General features: G+C 69.5%; 19 protein-coding genes. 8 read left to right on the top strand and 11 right to left on the bottom strand.

What is annotated here, in order from left to right:
- Positions 1-206: 206 nt before the first annotated feature.
- Together lhgO and VFX99_RS03190 are read left to right on the top strand one after the other, a co-directional pair.
- Positions 207-1427, top strand: a complete 1221-nt coding sequence (gene lhgO / locus VFX99_RS03195; protein WP_329664871.1) for an L-2-hydroxyglutarate oxidase — start codon at positions 207-209, stop codon at positions 1425-1427.
- A gap of 44 nt (positions 1428-1471) precedes the next feature.
- On the top strand, positions 1472-2365 hold the full coding sequence (locus VFX99_RS03190) for a siderophore-interacting protein (RefSeq protein WP_329664870.1): 894 nt from the start codon (positions 1472-1474) through the stop codon (positions 2363-2365).
- Positions 2366-2370: 5 nt separating this feature from the next.
- On the opposite strand, the gene VFX99_RS03185 is transcribed toward VFX99_RS03190, so the two are convergent.
- On the bottom strand, positions 2371-3948 hold the full coding sequence (locus tag VFX99_RS03185) for a DHA2 family efflux MFS transporter permease subunit (protein ID WP_329664869.1): 1578 nt from the start codon (positions 3946-3948) through the stop codon (positions 2371-2373).
- Entirely contained in the window at positions 3945-4571 is a 627-nt protein-coding gene (locus tag VFX99_RS03180) for a PadR family transcriptional regulator (RefSeq protein WP_329664868.1), read from the bottom strand. Before VFX99_RS03180 ends, VFX99_RS03185 begins: the two co-directional genes overlap by 4 nt.
- Before the next feature lie 201 nt (positions 4572-4772).
- Between VFX99_RS03180 and VFX99_RS03175 the strand changes: the two genes are divergently transcribed.
- A complete protein-coding gene (locus VFX99_RS03175; protein WP_329664867.1) occupies positions 4773-5699 on the top strand; it encodes a phosphoribosylaminoimidazolesuccinocarboxamide synthase in 927 nt (308 codons plus the stop codon).
- A gap of 36 nt (positions 5700-5735) precedes the next feature.
- Positions 5736-6623: a VOC family protein gene (locus VFX99_RS03170; protein WP_329664866.1), complete on the top strand. Its 888-nt coding sequence runs from the start codon at positions 5736-5738 to the stop codon at positions 6621-6623.
- A 28-nt stretch (positions 6624-6651) separates the two neighbouring features.
- Here the strand turns inward: VFX99_RS03170 and VFX99_RS03165 are convergent, their stop codons facing one another.
- The 5 genes from VFX99_RS03165 to VFX99_RS03145 all read right to left on the bottom strand — a co-directional run bounded on the left by VFX99_RS03165 (position 6652) and on the right by VFX99_RS03145 (position 12492).
- The gene (locus VFX99_RS03165) at positions 6652-7674 is read right to left on the bottom strand and encodes a LacI family DNA-binding transcriptional regulator (protein ID WP_329664865.1); all 1023 of its coding nucleotides are present in this window, start codon (positions 7672-7674) and stop codon (positions 6652-6654) included.
- A gap of 19 nt (positions 7675-7693) precedes the next feature.
- Positions 7694-9184, bottom strand: a complete 1491-nt coding sequence (locus VFX99_RS03160; RefSeq protein WP_329664864.1) for a GH1 family beta-glucosidase — start codon at positions 9182-9184, stop codon at positions 7694-7696.
- Position 9185: 1 nt separating this feature from the next.
- Positions 9186-10103, bottom strand: coding sequence for a carbohydrate ABC transporter permease (locus VFX99_RS03155; protein WP_329664863.1), 918 nt, complete (start codon positions 10101-10103; stop codon positions 9186-9188).
- Entirely contained in the window at positions 10100-11128 is a 1029-nt protein-coding gene (locus VFX99_RS03150; RefSeq protein WP_329664862.1) for a sugar ABC transporter permease, read from the bottom strand. Before VFX99_RS03150 ends, VFX99_RS03155 begins: the two co-directional genes overlap by 4 nt.
- A 95-nt stretch (positions 11129-11223) precedes the next feature.
- The gene (locus VFX99_RS03145) at positions 11224-12492 is read right to left on the bottom strand and encodes an ABC transporter substrate-binding protein (protein ID WP_329664861.1); all 1269 of its coding nucleotides are present in this window, start codon (positions 12490-12492) and stop codon (positions 11224-11226) included.
- A gap of 312 nt (positions 12493-12804) precedes the next feature.
- Here VFX99_RS03145 and purS point away from each other — a divergent pair, with 312 nt between their 5' ends.
- Entirely contained in the window at positions 12805-13053 is a 249-nt protein-coding gene (purS, locus tag VFX99_RS03140) for a phosphoribosylformylglycinamidine synthase subunit PurS (RefSeq protein WP_329664860.1), read from the top strand.
- On the top strand, positions 13050-13769 hold the full coding sequence (gene purQ, locus VFX99_RS03135; RefSeq protein WP_329664859.1) for a phosphoribosylformylglycinamidine synthase subunit PurQ: 720 nt from the start codon (positions 13050-13052) through the stop codon (positions 13767-13769). The genes purS and purQ overlap by 4 nt, the downstream gene beginning before the upstream one ends.
- Before the next feature lie 77 nt (positions 13770-13846).
- Here the strand turns inward: purQ and VFX99_RS03130 are convergent, their stop codons facing one another.
- A complete protein-coding gene (locus VFX99_RS03130; protein ID WP_329664858.1) occupies positions 13847-14278 on the bottom strand; it encodes a DUF1761 domain-containing protein in 432 nt (143 codons plus the stop codon).
- A 111-nt stretch (positions 14279-14389) separates the two neighbouring features.
- Between VFX99_RS03130 and VFX99_RS03125 the strand changes: the two genes are divergently transcribed.
- Entirely contained in the window at positions 14390-15322 is a 933-nt protein-coding gene (locus VFX99_RS03125; RefSeq protein WP_329664857.1) for a 2-hydroxyacid dehydrogenase, read from the top strand.
- Between the two features lie 49 nt (positions 15323-15371).
- Here the strand turns inward: VFX99_RS03125 and VFX99_RS03120 are convergent, their stop codons facing one another.
- From VFX99_RS03120 to VFX99_RS03110, 3 genes are all read right to left on the bottom strand, one after another.
- Complete coding sequence (locus tag VFX99_RS03120; protein ID WP_329664856.1) at positions 15372-16817, bottom strand: HNH endonuclease signature motif containing protein; 1446 nt, start codon at positions 16815-16817, stop codon at positions 15372-15374.
- A 125-nt stretch (positions 16818-16942) separates the two neighbouring features.
- On the bottom strand, positions 16943-17311 hold the full coding sequence (locus VFX99_RS03115) for a nuclear transport factor 2 family protein (protein WP_329664855.1): 369 nt from the start codon (positions 17309-17311) through the stop codon (positions 16943-16945).
- Positions 17312-17407: 96 nt separating this feature from the next.
- Complete coding sequence (locus VFX99_RS03110; RefSeq protein WP_329664854.1) at positions 17408-18004, bottom strand: nucleotidyltransferase family protein; 597 nt, start codon at positions 18002-18004, stop codon at positions 17408-17410.
- A gap of 192 nt (positions 18005-18196) precedes the next feature.
- On the opposite strand from VFX99_RS03110, the gene VFX99_RS03105 reads away from it, so the two are divergent.
- Positions 18197-19270 (top strand): XdhC family protein, encoded by a 1074-nt coding sequence (locus VFX99_RS03105; RefSeq protein WP_329664853.1) that lies wholly within the window; start codon positions 18197-18199, stop codon positions 19268-19270.
- The last annotated feature ends 13 nt before the right edge of the window (positions 19271-19283 follow it).

Genomic DNA, 19283 nt, shown 5'->3' with positions numbered 1-19283 from the left:
ACCGCGCCTATCGCGGCCTCGCCGAGATCGAGCTCGAGGGCGGCCGGTACCGCACCGACATCGCGCTGCGCGTGGTCGAGGACTAGCCGCAGCTCCCCCGCAGCCGCGAAACCCTCCGAGATGAACGAAACCCTCCGAAATCAGCGCTCCTGTCGGAGGGTTTCGCGCGTTTCGGAGGGTTTCGCGTCCAACACGGGGAGCGTGCAGTGACCCTTCCGCACGCGGGCACCGCCGAGATCGGGATCATCGGCGGCGGGATCGTCGGTATCGCGCTGGCACGCGCGCTGTCGCAGGATGGCGCCGGTGAGGTGACGGTCCTGGAGAAGGAGGGGCGGCTCGCGCAGCATCAGACCGGGAACAACTCCGGGGTCGTGCATGCCGGGCTGTATTACAAGCCCGGCTCGCTGAAGGCGACGCTGTGCGCTGCCGGGAGGGTCTCGATCCGCGAATTCTGCGAGCAGAAGGGGCTGCCCTACCGAGAGGTCGGCAAGCTCGTCGTCGCGGTCGACGAGACCGAACTCGACGCCCTCGCCGAGATCGAACGCCGCTCCATCGCCAACGGCGTCCCCGACCTCGCACGCATCGACGACGTCGCCCGCCTGCGCGAGATCGAGCCCCATGTGGCCGGCATCGCGGCGGTCCATTCACCGCACACGGCAGCCGTGGACTACGTGGCGATCACCGATGCGATGGCGCAGGACGTGCGTGCAGCGGGTGGACGGATCCTGCTGCACAGCGAGGTGACCGGCATCCGTCTGGAGAACGGCAGGGTGCGGGTGATCACGCCGCTCGGCGAGCACGCGTTCGACCGGGTGATCGCGTGCGCCGGCCTGCAGTCCGATATCGTCGCCCATCTGGTCGGCGCGGACCCGTCGCCGAAGATCCTGCCGTTCCGCGGCGAGTATTGGGAGCTCGCACCCGAACGCACGGACCTCGTTCGGGGGATGATCTACCCGGTGCCCGATCCGCGGTTCCCGTTCCTCGGGGTGCACTTCACCCGCGGGGTCTACGACAACGTGCACGTCGGACCCAACGCGGTGCCGGCCCTGTCCCGCGAGGGGTACACCTGGCTTCAGATCTCCGTGAAGGACACCTGGGAATCTGTCCGGTGGCCGGGGGCTTGGCCGCTTGCGAAACAGCACTGGCGGATGGGCGTCGATGAGATCAGCGGGTCGCTGATCAAGCCGCTGTACTTCCAGAAGGCGCGCCGATTCGTGCCGGAGCTGAAGATGTCGGACCTGGAACACAAGAGCGCCGCCGGCGTGCGAGCCCAGGCGTGGGGCCGGACCGGTGAGCTGCTGGACGACTTCGCAGTCGATCAGGTCGGACCCGTCACCGTGCTTCGCAACGCCCCGTCGCCCGCGGCGACCTCGTCGATCGCGATCGCCCGGTACCTCCTCGACCACTACCTGACCCCGACTGGCTAGGCAGGGGCCGATCGCCGCCGGTCCGGCTGTGGTTGGCTGGAACCATGAGCGATGCGACTGTTCCCGAGGTTCGACTTGCCGGCCGTCGCGATCCGGACGCCGGCCGTTTCGCGCGGGAGGGCGGGCGCAACCGCTTCACTGCGCGCAGCGCCACCGTCCTGCGCGTCGAACACGTCGCTCCGCCCCTGGTGCGGGTGACGGTGTCCGGACCGGAGTTCGCGGACTTCACCAGCGCGGGTCCGGCGGACCACGTGAAGGTCTTCTTCCCTGATCCCGAGACGGGCGAGCTCATCGCCCCCAGCCCCGTCGGCCCCGGTGAGGACGGGATCATGCGTCCCGACCGCGGCTCGATCTCGCGCGACTTCACACCGCTCCCGCGTGCCACCGGTGCCGGCATCGAACTGGATCTGGACTTCTTCGTCCACCCCGATCCGGGTCCCGCCTCAGCGTGGGCCCAGTCCGCGCGCCCGGGCGACGAGCTCGTGATCCTCGGCCCTCGCGGGTCCAGGCGGGCGCCGCAGGACATCGACGGCATCCTGCTCCTCTGCGACGAGACTTCGCTGCCGTCGGTCAGCCGCTGGGTCCGCGACGTGCCCTCAGGCACCCGCGCGGAGGTCATCGCGGCCGTTCCGGGATCCGGCGACTGGGTCGCCGCATACCTCGGCAGCGTGCCCGGCGTCGACATCCAGGTACACATCGTGGCTCCGGATGCCGGCGGCCGGACCGTCTTGTCGGCTGTCGAGCAGCTGGCGCCGATCGGTGAAGGCGTCTACGTGTGGGCGGCCGGCGAGGCGTCGGCTCTCGTCCCGGTGCGCCGGTACCTGCGCCGGACGCTCGGCCTGTCGGCCGCTCAGGCGCAGCTCAGCGGCTACTGGCGTCGGGGCGTGGTGGCCTTCGACCACCACGCGCCGATCGATCCGTTCGACCCCGACGAGTAGGCCGCTCAGTCGCTCCTGCGGCTTCGCGCGGCCTCATCCTGCGCGGCCTCCGCCGCCAGCTCGGCGTTCGCCGCATGCCACTCCGCCATGCCCGAGGCCTTCGCCCGGCGCAGGAAGAGCACCGCGATCACACCGACCAGCAGGGCCGACGCGGGCAGCAGGATGGCCTGCGCCATCGCGGTCGAGAAGCCGTCGACCACGAAGTCGGGCAGCGCTCCTCCTGTGCCGAAGTCACCGCCGCCGGTGCCCGGGAGGTTCGCCTCGAGGCGGCTCTGCATGAACGCGGCGATCGCCGCCGAGCCGAGAACCGATCCGATCGTCCGAGTCGTGTTGTAGATGCCTGCACCGGCACCCGCCTGGCTCATGGGCAGGTTGCGGGTCGCGGTGGTGGCGAGCGGCCCCCACATGCCGGCGTTGCCGATGCCCATCATGGCGGAGGGGAAGAGGAACACCCAGATCGGCGTATCGGCATTCATGAGCGTCGAGTACCAGAGCAGCGATCCGGCGACGAGCAGCAGGCCGGGCACGAGCAGGAAGCGCGGGTCGGTGCGATCGAGAAGCTTCCCGGCGAAGGGGGCGAGCACCCCGGTCAGCAGGGCCATCGGAATCAGCAGGAGCGCCGACTGGGTCGGCGAAAGCCCGCGCGCCAGCTGCACGTAGAACATCAGCGGGAGGGACATGCTCGTGACCGTGAACCCGACCGTCGCGATCGCGAGGTTCGAGAAGGCGAAGTTGCGGTCCCGGAACAGCTCGAGCGGCACGAGCGGCTCATTCTTGGTGCGGGCCTGCGTCCAGATGAAGACACCCATCACGAGGACGCCCGCGATGATGACCATCCATACCGTGATCGGACCCCAGATCGGACCCCAGTCGTAGTGCTCGCCTTCCTGCAGACCGAACACGATGAGGAACAGACCGATCGCGCTGAGGAAGACACCGAGGATGTCGAACCGGTGCGCGTGCGTCGGCAGATCGGGCACGAAGATCCACGCCATGACGAACGCGATCACGCCGACCGGGACATTGATGAAGAAGATCCACTCCCAGCCGAAGCCGTCGACCAGCAGTCCGCCTGCGAGCGGCCCGACCAGGGTTGCGACGCCGGCGGTCGCGCCCCACAGGCCCATCGCCGCGCCCCGGCGGTCGGGCGGGAAGGTCCGGGTGATGACGGCCATCGTCTGCGGCGTCATGAGCGCGGCACCGAGGCCCTGCACGGCGCGCGCGATGATCAGCGCTTCGAGGCTGCCCGACAGCCCGCACCACAGCGAGGCGAGCGTGAAGATCACCAGCCCCACGAGATAGATCCGCTTCGGCCCGAAGCGGTCGCCCAGGCGCCCGGTGATGAGCAGCGGCACCGAGTAGGCCAGCAGATAGGCCGACGTCACCCACACCACGTTGTCGAGGTTGGCCGTGTCGGGGTCCAGCGCCGCCTTGATCGCCGGGTTGGCCACCGACACGATCGTCGTGTCCACGAGGATCATGAAGAACCCGATGACCAGCGCCCACAGGGCCGGCCACGGACTCCGCCCGGGACGATCGGTCGAGGCGGTGGATGCCGCGCGGCGGGTGTTCTGCTGGGTCATGGTCGTGCGGCCTTTCGGTCGTCGAGATAGCGCTCGGTGTGCGCGGGGAGCTCGTGCGGCCCCCACGGGAAGGCATGGTCCTCGAGTCGCGTGATCAGGTCGTCCATCCATCGCAGCTCGGCCTCGATCAGTGCGACCTCGCGCTCGAGCTCGACGAGGAACTGTTCGGGGACGCCGCGCTCCGATGCGCTTCCTCGTCCGGCGAGGTGGAGCAGGTGCTGCTCGGCGAGCGCACCGCGACGTTCGCGCAGCAGCTCGACGACCTCGAGCCGGTCGAGGTTGTGCGCCTCGGCGAGCGCGATGCGGAACTGGGCGGGGTGGTCGATCCGGCCCAGCTCGCGGCGGATCCACTCGCCGACGGCGTCGCGGCCCGACGCGGTCACCGCGTAGGTGGTGCGCTCCGGACGGTTCCCGTCACGGTCGACGCCCACTTCGGCCAGGAGGCCCGCCCGCTCCAGCCGGGCGACGGTGTGGTACATCGTGCCGTTGGTGATCGTGACGAGGCGATCTTCTCGGCGCTGGCGCAGGAGCCGCATCATCTCGTACGGGTGCATGTCGCCCTCTTCGAGCAGCGCGAGCACGATCAAGCCGAGCGGCGTGAGCGCGGCGACGGCATCCTTCATTCGGTGATGCTCCGCATCGATTAGTCCATATGGACTATACACTTGCCCGTCACTGTGAAGGCCATGGCTGCCGATGCCGACGCGTTCGCGAAGGCGTATGCGCAGAGCTGATCACCGAGGCGTTCGCCTTCCTCGACGACATCACGCCCTGGCTGCGACGGCGGGCGGCGGCATCCGTCGTCGCAACGGGATAATGGGCGGGTGACCTCTCCCCTCACGCTGCCCGGCTGGCGCCACGTTTACTCCGGCAAGGTGCGCGACCTCTACGTCCCGGCCGACGGCTCGACCCCTTCAGGGGCCGAAGAGCGGATGCTGGTGGTGGCGAGCGACCGGGTGAGCGCGTTCGATTCGGTGCTCGAGCCCGGGATTCCCGGCAAGGGCGTCTTGCTGACCACGCTCAGCCTCTGGTGGTTCGACCAGCTCGCCGGCGGGGACGGCGGACGCGGCATCCCGAACCACCTGGTCGCCGACCACGTGCTCAGCGCCGACGCGGTGCGCGAGCTGATTCCGACCCAGGTCGCCGGCCGCGCGATGGTCGTGAAGAGACTCGACATGCAGCCCATCGAATGCGTGGTGCGCGGCTATCTCACCGGATCGGGATGGGCCGAATACCGCGAAAGCGGCACGGTGTGCGGCATCCGACTGTCCGCCGGACTGGAGAACGGCGATCGGCTGCCCGCTCCGATCTACACGCCGGCGTTCAAGGCGCCGATGGGCGAGCACGATGAGAACATCTCGTTCGAGCGCACGATCGAGCTGGTCGGCGAAGCGCGCGCTCACGAGCTGCGCGACCTGTCGCTGGAGGTGTACGAGCGCGCCGCGCGTACGGCGGAGGCGAAGGGGCTGATCCTCGCCGACACGAAGTTCGAATTCGGGCTCGACGACGCCGGAGTGATGACTCTCGCGGACGAGGTGCTCACGAGCGATTCGTCGCGGTACTGGGATGCCGCGACGTGGGCATCCGGCTCGACGCCGTCCGAGCGGATGGCGAGCTTCGACAAGCAGATCGTCCGTGACTGGCTGGCGGCTCACTGGGACAAGCAGGGAGCGCCGCCCGAGCTGCCCGGGGAGATCGTGGAGCGGACCGCCGCCCGCTACCTCGAACTGCTGGAGCGCCTGACATCTTGAGGAATGCGCGGCTGACGTCGCGCGTTGTGTATGCACATGAATGAAAGACTCGCGAGCTCGGTCAGCAGGCTCGCATCCGACACTGCGATGGGCGCGGTCACGCTGCTCGTCGGCGACCTCGACGGGATGACCCGCTACTACCGGGATGTCGTCACACTCGAGGTGCTGGCCGCCGAGGGCGACACGGTCACGCTCGGCCGGGCCGGGCGGCCCATCGTGATCCTCCGCCACGAACCGTCCCTGCGCCACGCGTCTCCGGGCTCGGCGGGGCTGTTCCACACCGCGATCCTGTTCGAGACGCAGGCGGCGCTCGCCGCGGCGCTCTACTCGGTCGCACGATCGGCGCCGGGCACGTTCACCGGGTCGGCCGACCACCTCGTCAGCCAGGCGTTCTACTTCACCGACCCCGAGGGCAACGGGATCGAGCTGTACTGGGACCGCGCGCGCACCGAGTGGTCGTGGACGCACGGCCAGATCGAGATGGCCACGCTGTACCTCGATCCGAATGCCTTTCTCGCGGAGCACCTCACTGAAGAGGCGGCCGGCGGTGCGACGGCGCAGGATGCGGCATCCGTCGGTCACGTTCATCTGTCGGTGGGGGATGTCGCGACCGCCCGCGCCTTCTACGTCGACGCGCTCGGCTTCGACGAGACCGCGGCGATGGGAAACCAGGCCGTGTTCGTGAGCGCCGGCGGGTACCACCACCACATGGCCATGAACGTGTGGAACTCGCGCGGCGCGGGACCGCGGATGCCGGCGCTCGGCCTCGGCCGCGTCGACCTGGCCCTGCCGGACTCCGACGCAGTGGGCGCGCTCAGCGAGCGCCTGCGCGACCACGGTTTCGCGGTGGCGGATGACGGGCGCACCCTGTCGTTCGACGATCCGTGGGCCAACCGGATCCACGCGACCGTGTCGGACCGCTGACTTGCGGCGGCCGAGGCAATTCGTCGCGTCAGGCCGAGGCGCGGACCACGAGCTCCGTCTCCAGCACCGTCACGTGCTGCGGGTCGCGCCCGGACAGCAGGTCGAGGAGCACATCGGCCATGCCCTCACCCTGCGCGAACGACGGCTGGCGCACGGTCGTCAGCTGCGGTGAGACGGATGTCGCCACCGGCGAGTCGTCGAAGCCGATGATCGCGATGTCGTCGGGCACGCGGATGCCGCCGGGCGCGAGCACGGCCAGGGCACCGCGGGCCATCAGATCGCTCGCGATGAAGATCGCGTCGGGCCGCTCCTCCCTCTCCAGGACGCGCGCCATCGCCGCGGCGCCTCCGTCCGCCGTGAAGTTGCCGTCCTCGACGATTCCCTCGGCGAGTCCTGCCGCGGCCATCGCCTGGCGGTAGCCCTGTAGACGGTCGATGCCGGCGGGCATGGTCAGCGGTCCGGTGATCGTCGCGATGCGGCGGTGACCCCGCTCGATCAGGTAGGCCGTGGCATCCCGGCCGCCGCGCACGTTGTCGACGTCGACGTAGTAGTCGCGCTCGCGCTCGCGCACCGGCCGCCCGCCGTAGACGACGGGCACGGCCGCCGCGATCCGGTCGATGAACGAGTCGCTGGTGTGGTGCGAGACGACGATGGCCCCGTCGACGCTTCCGCTGCGCAGGTAGCTCGTGGTCTTGTCGCCCGGGTCGTCGCTGGCGATGAAGAGGTTCAGGACGTAGTCCGACCTGCTGATGCGCGCGTTGATCCCCGAGACGATCGCCGCGAAGAACGGGTCGCCGAAGAACCGAGTCGTGTCTTCGGGAACCACCAGTGCGATCGCGTGCGTCTGGCGGCTCGCCAGCGAGCGTGCGGCCCGATTGGGCACGTAGTTCAGCTCGGCGATCGCGCGCTGAACCGCCTCGAGCGCGCTCGGGCTGACGGCGGTCGACCCGTTCACCACGCGCGACACCGTCGAGCGCGAGACGCCGGCGGCCGCCGCGACCTCCTCGATCGTGACGACCGCTCCCAGAGTGTGCGCGTGCGTCTCCACCATTGCGTGCCTTCCTCGGGAACTACGAGACGGCCGCCCCAGCCGCCGTGGACGGGCCGTCGAGCGCGCGCTCCGCGATGATGCGGGCGTACTCCCGGCCACTGTCCTTGATCGAGCGTTCCTGCGACTCGTAGTCGACTCGCACAATACCGAATCGCTTCTCGTACCCCCACGCCCACTCGAAGTTGTCGAGCAGCGACCAGTAGAAGTAGCCGCGGACGTCGACGCCGGCATCCACCGCGTCGAGGATCGCCCCGAGGTGCTCCCGCACGAAGTCCACACGGTCCCGGTCGTGCACCCGGACGACGCCCTGCTCGAGCACCGGCTCGTCGTCGTAGGCCGCGCCGTTCTCGGTCACCACGAGCGATGTCCCGGCCGGTTGCGCGTACTCCTCAGACACTCGCACGAGCAGGCGCGTCAGGCCCTCCGGCTGCACCTCCCAGTTCATCGGGGTGCGGGGCAGCCCGCGCTCGTGCCAGTGGATGCCCTCCGACGAGGGGAACGGCGACTCACCGCGACGATCCGTGGGCGCCTCGCCCGCGGTCGGCGGTACCTCGGGCGCCTGCCCGCCGACGTACTCGCCGTGGTAGTAGTTCACCCCGAGGGTGTCGATCGGGGTCGAAATTGCCTCGAGGTCACCGGGAAGGATCGCGGCGCGGAGGGCGCCGTCGGCGATCTCGCCGAAGATGTCGTGCGGATACCGCCCCCGGAAGATCGGGTCGAGGAACCACCGGTTGAACTGCCCGTCGATACGGCGCGCCGCGTCCACGTCCGCGGGATCAGCCGCGTCGACCGGGTCGGCGACGGTGAGGTTGAGGGTGATGCCGAGGTTCAGCGAGGCGTCGCGGCTGCGCAGCTCACGCACCACCTGACCGTGGCCCAGCAGAAGATGATGGGCAGCCAGCATCCCCTCGCTTCTGCTGTAGTGCCCCGGGGCGTGCACGCCCGCGGTGTAGCTGAGGAACGACGAGCACCACGGCTCATTGAGCGTGGTCCACACGTCCACCCGGTCGCCGAGCGCGTCGTGCATGTCCAGCGCGTACTCGGTGAACCGGTCGGCGGTGTCGCGGACCGTCCAGCCCCCCCGCTCCTGCAGCGCTTGAGGAAGATCCCAGTGGTACAGCGTCAGCCAAGGCAGGATGCCGGCATCCAGCAGCTCGTCGACCAGGCGCCGGTAGAAGTCCACGCCTTCGGGATTGAGCGCTCCGCCGTCGGGGCGCACCCGCGACCACGAGGTGGAGAAGCGGTACGTCTGCAGCCCCATCGACTTCATCAGCGCGACGTCGTCGCGATACCGGTGATAGTGGTCGCACGCGACATCGCCGTTGTCGGAGTTGATCACGGCGCCGGGAACCCGGCTGAAGGCGTCCCAGATCGAATCGCGGCGACCGCCCTCGTGAGCGGCGCCCTCGATCTGGTACGCGGCCGTCGCCGCGCCGAACAGGAAGTCGGGCGGAAAGGGTCGCGCCGCGATTCCGGGCACGCGGGCAGAGGCTTCACGGATGTCGGTCATGTCAGCCCTTCACCGCCCCGGCCATGATGCCGCTGACCAGCTGCCTGCCCGCGAAGGCGAACAGGATCAGGAGCGGAATCGTGGCGAGCAGCACGCCCGCGAGCACGATCGAGTAGTCCACGAAGTAGTTCGACTGCAGCAGCGACAGCGCGACCGGCAGCGTCGGTGACTGACGATCGAGCACGATGAACGGCCAGAAGAACTGGTTCCACGCGCCGACGAACGTGAACAGGAAGAGCATCGCCGCGGCCGGCCGCGCCGCGACGACGCCCACGGTCCAGAACGTGCGGATCATGGACGCACCGTCCACGCGCGCCGCCTCGATCAGCTCGTCGGGCACCGTCTGGCTCAGGTACTGCGTCATCCAGAACACACCGAACGCGCTGGTCAGCGACGGGACGATGATCGCCCCGATGTGGCCGGTCCAGCCGAGGTCGGCGAACAGGATGTACAGCGGCACAACTCCCAGCTGCATCGGCACGGCCATCGTCGCGACAACGAACGCGAGCAGCCACTTTCCGCCGCGGAAGCGCAGCTTCGCGAAGGCCCATCCCGCGAGCGTGGAGAAGACGACGACGGATGCCGCGATCACGGTGGAGCTGAAGATGGAGTTCCACAGCGCGAGCCAGAAGTTGACGGCGGGGTCGTTCACGACCGAGAGCGCGTTGGCGAAGAAGTTGCCTCCGGGAATCCACGACATGTCGGGGTCGTTGATGGTCGAGGCGTTGCCCGAGCCGATCAGGAACGACCAGTAGTAGGGGAAGATCGCCGATACGGCGACGACGCCCAGCCCGAGGTAGACCCACTTGCCGGCTCGGACACCGCGGATGCGGGTGGTCCGCTCGCCGCGGCGCCGGCGACCCGCGTTCGGGATGCCCTCTTCCACGATCGCGAGGGGCGGGGTGCTGAGAGAGGTCATCGCTGGACTCCCGTCCGTCGGCGCGGCCTGATCTCGCCGCGACCGCCTTCGTCGCGCACGAGTCGGCGGGTGATCAGCAGGTTGATCAGGCCGATGATCAGGATGATGAGGAACAGGATCCAGGCCAGCGCCGCGGCGCGCCCGAAGTTGAACTCGCCCCAGCCGATGTTGTAGAGGTACAGCGTGATCGTGAGCCATTGCTGCGCGGCGCCGCCGCGGCCGGTCTGGTCGTACATGCGTGGCTCATCGAAGATCTGCAGGCCGCCGATCGTCGATGTGATGATGACGAAGATCAGCGTCGGCTTCAGCGACGGGAGCGTGATGCTCCAGAACTGCCGGAACGCGTTGGCGCCGTCGACCGTCGCCGCCTCGTAGTAGTCGCGCGGCACGGCCTGCATCGCAGCCAGGAGGATGAGGGCGTTGTAGCCGGTCCACCGGAAGTTGACCATCGTCGCGATCGCGACGTGACTCCAGAACGGGTCCTTGTGCCACGGGATCGGGTTCAGGCCGAGGTCGGTGAGGATGTTGTTCACGAGGCCGTGGTTGTCGCCGAACATGTTGCTGAAGATCAACGCGACGGCCACCGGTGCCATGACGAAGGGGAGCAGCACGCTCATCCGCCAGAAGGTCTTGGCGCGGATGTTGCGGTCGAGCATCGCCGCGATGAAGATCGCGAGGATCAGCTGCGGCACCGAGGAGAGCAGGAAGATGCTGAAGGTGTTGCGCAGGGCCGTCCAGAACTCCGGCTGGCTGAGGATCCAGATGTACTGGTCGAACCCGACGAACGTCCCGGAGTTGCGCACCAGGTCCCACTCCTGGAACGAGATGACGGCCGTGTAGACGATCGGGAAGAGCCCGACGATCGCGAAGAGGACGAAGAACGGCGAGATATAGAGGTACGGCGAGAGCCGCAGGTCCCACTTGCTCAGCTTCTGGCTGAAGGACAGGACGCGCGGGGCATGCTCCGTCCGTGGATGCCGCGAGCCCGGTGACGTCCGGGGGCGGCGGGTGTCGGTCGCGGTCACGTGTGGCTCCGTATCGGCGGGGGCGGCGGTGTCGGATCTCAGGCGAGTGCGGGCCGCGCCGCGAGGGGACGCGGCCCGCACTCGGGATCAGGTCGTCAGAACGCTTCGACCTGCGCCACGAACGTGTTCCACGACGTCTCCTGGTCTTCGACGCCGTCGAAGACCCGGGTGATGGCGTCCTGGAGCGCGGTGTTGTACTTGAAGTAGTCCACGCTCTTGTACGGCGTCACGGTGATCGCCTCGGAGCGCTCCGAGAAGATCTGGCCGGTCGGCGCGTTGTTGAAGAACTCGTTGGTCGAGTCGACGATCGCCGGGTCGCTCTGCGCGTCGAGCGCGCTGGGGAACTGTCCGGCGTTCACGAACGTCTTGGCCTGCTGCTCCGGAGCGGTCAGCCAGTCGGCGAGGGCGAGTGCCGCCTCGACGTTGGCGCCGTTGGCCGGGATGGTCAGGTACGAGCCGCCCCAGTTGCCGCCGCCGTTGGGGAATGCGTTCGCGACCTCCCAGCCGGTGACGTCGGCCGCGTTGCCCGAGATGATGCCGAGCATCCACGGCGGGCACAGCATCGCGGCGAACTCGCCGTTGGCCATCGAGGCGTTCCAGTCGTCGCTCCACTGTGCGGCGTACGCGGAGTTGGGGATCGCGCGCTCGACGACGAGGTCGTAGGCGTCCCGAAGCTCTTCGTTGGTCGTCGCGATGACGGTGCCGTCGGGCTCGTCGTAGGCGTACTCGATCTGGTTGATGATGCCCTGGAACGTCGCGTTCGCCGCGTCGATCATCGGCTTTCCGGTGGCCGCCTTGTACTGGTCGGCGAGATCGAAGAACGTGTCCCAATCGCCGTCGATGGCCGCGGCCACCTCGTCCGGCGTCGAGGGCAGACCCGCCGCCTGGAACAGGTCGGCGCGGTAGCAGACGGCCTGCGGGCCGATGTCGGTGCCGAAGCCCACGAGACGTCCGTCTCCGTCGGTCGCAGCCGCTTCCTTCCAGTCGACCCAACGGCCCTTGGCGCTGTCGGGCACCTCGGCGAGCAGGTCGGAGTACTGCATCGCCTCGGCGAACCAGTCGACCTCGACGGCTTCGATGTCGGCCAGGCCCTCCTTGCCGAGCTTCGCGAAGAAGTTCGCGCGAGCGTCGTCCGAGATGGCCGCCTTGTTGTGGACGATCTTGACGTTCGGGTTCTCATCCATGTACTCCTGGAGGAGTTCGTCGTCGTAACCGAAGTCGTTGAACGTTGCGAGCGTGAGCGTGATCGGCTCGTCGGCGGACGGCGAGTCGCCGCTCCCGCCCGCGCAGCCGGCGAGCACGATGGCGGAAGCCGAGAGGGCGGCTACAGCCACGGCGCCCCTGCGGAAGGCACGTGAGTTCACTGTCACTCCTTTGTGTTGTCAGGGTTGTGTTGCAGGTCGAGGGGTCGAGCCGGGTGCCCGGTCCTCGTGCCGTGGGAGCGTTCCCATCAGGCTGGCGATCACGCTATGGGATCGCTCCCACGAAGTCAAGGGAGCGCTCCCATGAGCGCATCACAGTTCGGTCACGACTGTCGCGCGGAGGGCGATCAGTACCCCGGATGCCGCGGCCGTAGACTTGACGGACACGCCCGCGACATCCGGCGTTTCGACTCCTCGGTGCGCTCGTCGCTCAACGACCGATAGCTGCGGACTGCGGCCGCCAGGAGAATTCATATGCCCACCATCGTCGTCGACGTCATGCCCAAAGCCGAGCTGCTCGATCCGCAGGGCAAGGCCGTCTCAGGTGCCCTCTCGCGTCTGGGCGTCTCGGACTTCAGCTCGGTGCGCATCGGCAAGCGCTTCGAGCTCACTGTCGAGGGCGAGGTCGGCGAGGATGTCCTGGCCAAGGCTCGCGAGATCGCCGACGAGATCCTCTCGAACGCCGTGATCGAGGACGTCGTGGGCATCGAGGTCGTGGAGTGAGCCGTTCGGCGACCCCGCGGATCGGCGTCATCACTTTTCCCGGTTCGCTCGACGACCGCGACGCGCAGCGTGCGATCCGCGTCGCCGGCGGCGAGCCCGTCGCCCTCTGGCACGGTTCGCACGACCTGCACGGCGTCGACGCACTCGTGCTCCCCGGCGGCTTCAGCTACGGCGACTACCTGCGCGCCGGCGCGATCGCCGCGCTGGCGCCCATCATGGCCGAGGTGAAGGATGCCGCGGCCGGCGGGATGCCGATCCTCGGCATCTGCAACGGCTTCCAGATGCTGGTCGAGGCGCAGCTGCTGCCGGGCGGGCTCATCCGCAACGCGCACCAGCAGTTCGTGCGCCGCGACCAGAAGCTTCGGGTCGAGAACGCGTCGACCGCGTGGACCTCGGACTTCGCCGAGGGCCAGGAGATCGTGATCCCGCTGAAGAACGCGGATGGTGGGTACATCGCGTCGGAGTCCGAGCTCGACCGGCTCGAGGGCGAAGGCCTCGTGGCCTTCCGCTACCTGGGCGTGAACCCCAACGGATCGCTCCGCGACATCGCGGGCCTGACGAATGAGCAGGGCAACGTCGTCGGTCTCATGCCGCATCCCGAGCACGCGGTCGAGGAGGGCTTCGGCCCCGACACTCCGGCCGCGATGCGCTCGGGCGTCGACGGTATCCCGTTCTTCACGAGCGCCATCTCGGCCGTGGTGGGCGCGGCGGCCTGAGGCGCGGCATCCGGGGCGGGGCGTTCCGTCTCGCTCGCTCGCTCAGCGACCGGGGCATCCCGCCCGCGCAGCGTCGGCTAGACGGTGCCGGCGGGCGGCCACACCCCGATGATGATCGCCATGATCAGCACGGTGACGACCTCGTGCGCGATGTTCATCAGGGTCAGCGACGACGGCCTGCCCTCGAACACGTCGTGCGTGATGAAGCGCGCCGCGGTGAAGCCCGCCCACAGCGCGACCGCGGTCGCGACGGCCGAGAGCAGGAAGCCTCCGCCGTAGAAGTGCCATGCGATCGCCGTCGCCCCGGCGAGCACCCACGCCGTGATGAAGCTCACGATCACGGTGATGATGATCGGCAGCACGGCGGATGCACCCGGGCGGTCCATGTCGACGCCCGCGAGCTTGGCCCAGCGCGTTCCGAACACCTTCGGCGCGTACCAGATCGATCCGACGACCATGCTGGACGCGGTCGCGATCAGCACCGCCCAGTAGTTGATCTCGGGAACCATGACTGCCTCCTCCACGCAAGCCTCAGAGCTCGCGCCGACAGTATCGCCGCAAGCACGACCGCAGCGATAAGCGCGCCGAGGCGGCCGCGGGCCGCGGGGTAGCGTGAAGGGGTGAACCGAGGCATCCCCAAGCTCGTCGTATCCGTTCCGACGCAGGAGCTGGCCGACTCGCTGCAACCCGAGCTCGACGATGTCGAGATGCTCGTGTGGGACATGGAGTCGCCGGCCCCGCGAGACGCGCTCGACATCGTCGTACCCCCGTACATGTCGATGTCGACGGTGATCCCGCGCCTCGCCGAAGTGCGGACCCGGCTCGTTCAGAGCCAGTCGATCGGGTACGAGGGCATCGAGCAGCACCTTCCGCCCGGCCACGTCTTCGCGAACGCCTCGTCGGTGCACGAGACCTCGACCGCCGAGCTCGCCCTCGCCCTCTCGCTCGCCGCGCAGCGCCGGATCCCCACGTACGTGCGCGCACAGGACGAGCACCGCTGGGCGCCCGAGTTCTCGCAGAGCCTCGCCGACCGCCGCATCCTGCTGCTCGGCTACGGCGGCGTCGGCAAGGCGGTGGCGGCGCGGCTCGCCCCGTTCGAGGTGGAGCTGACGGTGGTCGCCTCCCGCGCTCGCATCGAAGACGGGATGCCGGTGCACAGCGTGGACGAACTGCCCGGGCTGCTGCCCTCCGCCGAGATCCTTCTCGTGACACTGCCCGGAGGCGAGTCGACCAAGCACATCGTCGACGATGCGGTGCTGTCGGCGCTTCCGGACGGAGCCCTCGTCGTGAACGTCGGACGCGGTCCGCTGATCGACACCGACGCCCTCGTCGACCACGTCCGCCGCGGCCGCATCCGGTCCGCCCTCGACGTCACCGATCCCGAGCCGCTGCCCGAGGACCACCCGCTGTGGAGCCTGCCGGGCTCGCTCGTGGTCCCCCACATCGGCGGGGCTTCCAGCGCGATGAAGCCGCGGACGGTTCGGCTCATCCGCACCCAGATCGACCGGATGCTGGCCGGCGAGCCGCCGCTGAACGTCGTCTACAAGAGCTGAGTGGGCGAAGGCCCGACTGGCAGCTGGGATGGCGCGGGGAAAAGGCGAGTCATGTCCGCCGCACCATTCGGTCACGCATCCTCGTAGGCGATTTCGTCACGCGCCGCCATTTCTGCAGCGGGTCCCACCAGTACGGGCCGCGGACTTCGGGGATCTCGTCGCGCATCCGAATCTCCCACCCGCTGGTGTCGAGGGTGCGATGGTGATGCCAGCACAGCAGCACACCGTTGTCGATGTGGGTCGGGCCACCTCGGGCATGCTCCGTGACGTGGTGGACTTCGCACCACTCCGCGGGCACATGACAGCCGGGAATGAGGCACCCTCCGTCGCGCACCGCGAACGCGCGGCGCTGATGGTGATTGAAGACCCGGTCGATGACCCCGAGCGACACGACCCGCCCGTTGGCGTCGAAGACGACCCGCTGCACGGTGCCCGCGCAGGCGACGTGCCGGGCAGAGGCCAGGGAGACCGGTTCGTCGCACCCGCTGATGTGCGCATACCCGCGCCCCGCTGCGAAGTCCTCCTCCCGCACGGATACGACCAAAGTCGGGGCGGACCCGCCGAGGGTGGGCAGCGCCCCCGCGGCGATCGTCAGGACGCTCGCGAGCGCGTCGTGCTGCTTCTGCGAACGAGTCCGGTTGTCAGCCTCGGCGACCAGCGGCGAGTGCGGGTCATCCGCATCGATCCGCTCGGCCTGACCCGGTGGTTCGTCGAAACGCGGTCCGGTCGGCACCGGCGCCGCGTCGACCTTGGGGTTGAGAAGACTGTCGAATGCGCGCTGCAGCTGACCGGCCAGTTCGGGGACCACGTTCCCGCGGACCGGGTGCAGCCCGTCCCGGCAACGGCCGATCGTGATCCCGCGCTTGCGCATCGCCCGCGCCTCGCGCGGCTCCGCGCCGTCCTGATCCAGGTACAGAGCCCACACCAACGCGAGCGTGCGCAGATCTTCAGCGGATGCCGGCGGTGCGGCGTCCGCGCCCTCGCCCCGAGCGCATGCGGCGATCTCCTCATCGGCCGCGAGGATCGCCGCGACACCCGCTCCGCACGCGACAAGCGGACCCGCGACGGCCACCACGCCGTCGACGCCGACTTCGGCCGCGGCGAGCGCCGCCCGCATGCCGGGCAGCGCCGCGGGCAGCACCTCGCCGGAGGTGAGTGCGACCGGCTGCACCACCGCACGCGCCGCCTTCACCAGGTCCGACGCTCCGCTCTTGGATCGCCGCGTCACCCGCTGCACCAGCTCGTTCATCGACCGGCATCCGAACCGGGTCGTCATCCGGTCGGCGATCAACCGGCTATCGGACCTGTCGCAGACCTGCGCCGTCGCCTCCACCAGCAGCGCCTCTCCGGCACGCACCACCCGCGCGGCGGCCGCCATGACCTCCAGCACCTCGGCCTCCGACCACAGCCGCGCGCCATCGTCGGCGAACGCCGCGCCGGCCATCCCGATGAGGTCGTCCCCGACCTTCTCGAGGGTGCCGGCGATGCTGTTCATACCTCCATTCTGAAGGGGGCCACCGACATCGCCGCGCCCATGAAGTCCCAGATCAGGAAACCAATCCGATCCTGTGGAGACCGCCGGAATCGGATCTCCTGTGGAGGAAGGGCCGCCGGCTGACCTCAGCCGAGCGGCGTGAGCACCGCGATGCGCCAGTCCTCTTCGGTGCGGACCAGCTGATACATCAGGCGCTCGGAGGCTCCGTTGTCGTGGTGCCAGGTCAGATCCACCCAGACGCTGCCGGGCGTCGTCGCCACGACATCGAGCTCCGTGCGGGTGTCGGTGACGCCCTCGTACTGGTCCCAGGCGGACGCGAAGAACTTCTCGGTCTGCGCGGCATCCGAAACGGCGATCGACTGGCCGGGGAACAGGATGAGGGCCGGCACGGCGTAGAGCTGCGCGACCCTCTTCGCATCGCGGTCCAGCAGCGCGCGGCGATACTTATCGAAGAAGGAGGCGACGATGTCTGCGGTTGTCGTGTTCTCGGTCATGTCGACGACGCTAATCACCGACCATGACGCGCCGGTGTCGTGATTGGATCATTGGACCTCGTCGCGGCGATGCAGGACGGCTGAATCCGGCCGGCCTCACCGGCGGTCGATGTCGGCTCCCGACCAATCGATGTCGGCTCCCGACCAGAGGTCGCCGCACTCCACCGCGACCGCGCCGTGCGCACGCAGATACGGTCCGGCACCCCGGTCGCCGGCAAGAGAGGCAGCGAGCTCGGCGAAATGCTCGGCGCCGATGAGGACGGGATGCCCCGGCTCGCCGTCATACGTCGCCCGCGCCAGCGCGGCCCTACCACCGCCCGCGGCAGCGAGCACGCGCGCCGCCGCGGCGACGGGCGCGTCCGGGGTATCCACCGGCGTGACGAGCACGGCGTCCGCATCCGCCCGGGACGCGGCACCCAATCCCGCTCGCAGCGTCGCCGACAGACCCTCCGCCCAGTCGTCGACGCGAACGATCTGTGCATGATGCGGGACGAGCGCCGCCGCGTCGTCCGCGGAAGCGCCCAGCGCAACCAGCACGCGACCGCAGCCGGCATCCTGCAGCATCCGCACCGCGAGCGCGAGCCACGGGGTGCCGTCCGGCGTGCGCGCGAACGCCTTCGGCCCGCCGAAGCGCGTGCCGGCACCCGCGGCGAGCACGAGCCCGCAGACCGAGGCGGTCGGAAGGGCGGCCATCCGTCGACGTTAGCGCGGCGGCAATCACCGCGGCACGGCCCAGCCGACCGCCCCGGTCACGGCGTGGGCACCGCGCACCGCCCAGCCGACCGCCCGGTCACGGCGTGGGTCTCGCGGCACCGCCACACGGAACGCGGCCAGAGTCACGGCCGCGTAGCGCGGCGGTAACACAGGGCGGCTAGCGTGATGCACATGCTGGAGTTGGCTGCCGACCTGCTGCCGAGGCTGCGGGCGGGGGAACGCATCGCGGTTGTGACGGTGACGCGCGTCTCGCGCAGTGCGCCGCGCGGTGCCGGGGCATCGATGGCCGTGACCGAAGGCGGCGAGGTCATCGGGTCGATCTCGGGTGGGTGCGTCGAGTCGGATGCCGTCCTGCTGGCGGTGCAGGCTCTCGCGACGGGTCGCGGGGCGACGGCGCGCTTCGGTTTCAGCGATGCCGACGCCCACGCGGCAGGCCTCGCCTGCGGCGGGGCGATCGACGTGATCGCGTACTCGCTGAGCCTGTCCGACGCTTTCGCCGTCGACGCACTCGAGGCGGTGCTGCGCGACGAGCCGGTCGCGGTCGGCCTCGTGATCTCGGCAGAACCCCTGGACGGCGCCGGCGGGTCGGCATCCCTCGGCCGTCTTGTGCCCGTCACGGTCGACGGCCTGCAGGGCGGCATCCTGACGCTGTCGCACCAGCCGCGTCCTCGCCTGGTCGTCCTCGGCGCCGGCGACTACGCCGCGGCGCTGTGCCGCGCGGCGGCGGTCGGTGGCTTCGCGGTCACGGTGTGCGACGCGTGGGGCCTGCTGGTGACGCCCGAGCGGTTCCCGGATGCCGATGACCTGGTGATCGCACCGCCCGACGCGTACCTTCGCGAGGTTTCGACGCGGCTCGATCCTCGGACCGCGATCTGCGTGCTGACGCACGACGAGCGACAGGACGTGCCGGCCCTGCGCGAGGCGCTCCGGCTGCCCGTGGCATTCGTCGGCGCGCTGGGCGCGCGCCGCACGGTCGCGCGCCGCGCACAACTGCTGCGAGAACAGGGGGTGACCGACGATGAGCTCGCCCGGCTGCACTCGCCGCTCGGCCTCGACCTGGGCGCAGAGACCCCTGAGGAGACGGCGATCTCGATCCTCGCCGAGATCGTCGCCGCGCGACGCTCGGGAACCGGCGCCCCGTTGCGCGACCTGGCGACGCCGATCCACAGCACCTTGCCTCCGGCAGCGCACGCGCCCGAATCGGGCTCGTGCTCGGTCGCCGACTCGAACCGGCAGGAAGCATGACGACCCGCTCCGA

Source organism: Microbacterium sp. (genome assembly GCF_036277215.1).
In the GTDB taxonomy this organism is placed as follows: domain Bacteria; phylum Actinomycetota; class Actinomycetes; order Actinomycetales; family Microbacteriaceae; genus Microbacterium.
The sequence above is the reverse complement of the archived record's forward strand: the minus strand, read 5'-3'. Positions and strand labels throughout refer to the sequence as shown.